This is a genomic window from Streptomyces sp. DvalAA-14 (assembly GCF_900091855.1).
Classification (GTDB): domain Bacteria; phylum Actinomycetota; class Actinomycetes; order Streptomycetales; family Streptomycetaceae; genus Actinacidiphila.
Window position 1 is genome coordinate 1 of record NZ_FMCH01000468.1, and the last position, 3,047, is coordinate 3,047.

The 3,047-nt window shown below is 71.3% G+C and carries 2 protein-coding genes; both read right to left on the reverse strand.

Annotation, left to right across the window (positions count from 1 at the left end):
- The coding region (locus GA0115240_RS24475; protein WP_107407208.1) for a sugar ABC transporter ATP-binding protein at positions 1-1,633 on the reverse strand (1,633 nt) is incomplete at its 3' end.
- Positions 1,633-2,733, reverse strand: coding sequence for an ABC transporter substrate-binding protein (locus GA0115240_RS24480; protein ID WP_093739702.1), 1,101 nt, complete (start codon positions 2,731-2,733; stop codon positions 1,633-1,635). The genes GA0115240_RS24480 and GA0115240_RS24475, both read right to left, overlap by 1 nt.
- Positions 2,734-3,047 lie beyond the last annotated feature (314 nt).

Consider the following 3,047-nt stretch of genomic DNA (forward strand, 5'->3'; position numbering starts at 1 on the left):
GGTCGGGCGGATCCGGCGGGGGTGGGCCGCCGGGGTCGGGCCGGCCGGGGCCGGGCGGGGCGGGTGCCGCCTCCGCGAGGACCGCGAGCAGGGCGCCCTCCGTCACGTCGTCCCCGGTCAGCTCGCCGGCCACCGCCCCCGCCCGCAGCACCACGATCCGGTCGGCGCCCTCCACCAGTTCCTCCAGCTCGGACGAGATCAGCAGCACCGCCAGGCCCGCCGCGGCCAACTCGTCGATCAGCGCCTGTACTTCCGCCTTGGCGCCGACATCGATGCCGCGGGTCGGCTCGTCCAGCAGCAGCACCCTCGGCTCCAGGCACAGCCAGCGGGCCAGCAGCACCTTCTGCTGATTGCCGCCGGACAGCTCGCCCACCTTCTGCTCGGGGCTCGCGGCCTTGATCCGCAGGCGCGCCATGAAGACCTCGACGATCCGGTCCTGCCGCGCCCGGGAGACGATCCCGCCACGCGAGAGCCGGGGGAGCGCGGCGAGCACGATGTTCTCCCGCACCGACAGGCCCGGAACGACGCCTTCGGCCTTGCGGTCCTCCGGCAGCAGACTGACGCCGGCCCGGATCGCCGCGGCGGGCGTCAGCCGGCGCATCGGACGGCCGCCGATCCGGACGGTGCCGGAGTCCAGCGGCAGCGCGCCCGCCAGGGCCTTCGCCGTCTCGCTGCGCCCCGACCCCAGCAACCCGCCGAGCCCCAGCACTTCACCGGGCCGCAGGGACAGGTCGACTCCGTCGAGGACATGGCGGCGGGTCAGTTGCTCGGCGGTCAGCACGGCTTCCTGCCCGCTCCCGTGACCCGCGCCGAACGCGGTCGTGCCGCTGCGGCGCACCTCGGCGATCTCCCGCCCGAGCATCATCGACACCAACCGGACCCGGGGGGTGTCCCGCAACTCGCCGCAGTGCACCAGCCGTCCGTCGCGCAGCACCGTCACCCGGTCGCACACGCGGTACAGCTCGTCCATCCGGTGGCTGACGTAGACCAGCGAGATGCCCCGCCGGTGGAGTTCGCCGATCACCCTGAACAGGGTCTCCACCTCGCGCGGTTCGAGCGACGAGGTGGGTTCGTCCATCACCACCACCCGGGCCCGCACGCCGACCGCGCGGGCCAGCGCCACCATCTGCCGGGTGCCGACGCCGAGGGTGTGCAGCGGCCGGCGCGGATCGGCGGTGACGCCCAGGCCGGCCAGCAGTTCGGCGGCTTGGCCGTGCATGCTCGCGAAGTCGATCAGACCCAGCCGGTTCTTGGGCTCGCGGCCCAGAAAGATGTTGCGGGCCACGCTCATCAGCGGGACCAGATTCACCTCCTGGTAGATGGTGGAGATCCCGGCCCGCTGCGCCTCGTGCGGGCGGTGGAAGGCCACCGGCTCCCCGCCGAGCCGCAGGTGGCCCGTGTCGGGGCGGTGCACCCCGGTGAGGATCTTGATCAGCGTGGACTTGCCGGCCCCGTTCTCGCCGACGAGCGCGTGGATCTCCCCCGTTCGCAGGGTGAACGACACGTCGTCCAGCGCCACCACACCCGGGAAGCGCTTGCTGACGCCGACCGCCTCCAGGACGGGTGCCGGCGCCTGACCGGGCGGTGGCTGCTGCGGTGGGGCGGACATGGCGGCGGTATCCGGCGGAGCCATCAGTACGCGCCCGCCACCGACGCCTTGGCGTTGCTCTCGTCGTAGGCGCGGTCGGAGATGATCACGTTCTCCGGGATCGCCTGGCCGCTGTAGAACTTCTGCGCGGTGGCGAACGCCAGTGGCCCGAAGCGGGGGTTGGACTCGATCACCGCGTTGTACTTGCCGGCCACGATCTCCTGGACGGCGTTGCGGGTGCCGTCGACCGAGACGATCTTCACGTCCTTGCCCGGGTTCTTGCCGGCGCTCTGCAGCGCGGTGAGCGCGCCGAGGCCCATCTCGTCGTTCTCCGCGTAGACGGCGGTGATGCCGGGCTTGGACTGGATGAGCTGCTCCATCACCTGCTGGCCCTTGTCGCGGGTGAACTCGCCGGTCTGCTGGGCGACCACCTTCAGTCCGGGTGCCTTGGCGGCGATCTCGTCGGTGAAGCCCTTGGTGCGGTCGGTGGTGACGTTGTTGCCGGACGAGCCGAGCAGGATCGCCACCTGGCCGGTGCCGCCGGTGGACGCGATCATCGCGTCGGCGGCGCGCTTGCCCTGCTCGACGAAGTCCGAGCCGAGGAAGGTGACGTAGTCCTTGCAGGACGTGGCGTTGATCTTGCGGTCGACGGTGATGACCGGGACGTGCTTGGCGGCGGCGGCCCGCAGGGCGGGTTCGAGGCCGTCGGAGTTGAGCGGCGCGACGATGAGCAGCTGCGCGCCCTGGGCCAGCATGTCCTGGATGTCGCTGATCTGCTTGGGGAGTTGGGACTGTGCGTCGGTGGTGAGCAGCTTCTTGACGCCGAGCCGGGCGGCCTCGTCCTTGATCGACTGGGTCTCGGCGATCCGGAACGGGTTGTCCTCCTTCTCCGACTGGGAGAAGCCGACCACCGCGTTCTTCAGGTCCAGCGTGGGCGCGCCGTAGGCGGACAGGGTGCAGCCGGAGCCGGCCGGGGCCGAGGCGGACCGGGTGACCTGCTGCTGCGCGGCCTGATCGGATCCGCTGGGTGCGGCCGTACCGCTGTCCTCGGACTTGGCGCAGGCGCTGGCGGTCAGGCCGGCGGTGGCCAGCAGCGCGCAGGCGGCAAGGGCACGTGCTCTGCGGGCGATCGGGCGTATGATCATGCTCACGACACTCCTTGTTCGGCGGATGCCCCGATGGGTCGGTGCGGCGTACGGGGAGGTGTGCGCGCCGGGGGCCTGGAGTGGTCATCCCCGTGCAGCGGTTTACAACGTTATACAGACGGTGCGTCAGCTGGACAAGAAGGTGTGCACCGACTTTCGCGTGCGCGCGGCTTCCCTTGGGCCGCCACTGACCAGCCACCCGAATCAATTCCTTTGACTTCGGCGCACACCCTGGACACCGCCGCTGCCGCGTGCTGTCATGCCGGGTGGCAGCGCTCCTTTCCAACGTTGGAATTCCGGCGGCGGAAGGAGAC

Coding starts and splice junctions, on each gene's coding strand:
- GA0115240_RS24480 (WP_093739702.1), bottom strand. CDS start 2,733: ATGATCATACGCCCGATCGCCCGCAGAGCACGTGCCCTTGCCGCCTGC.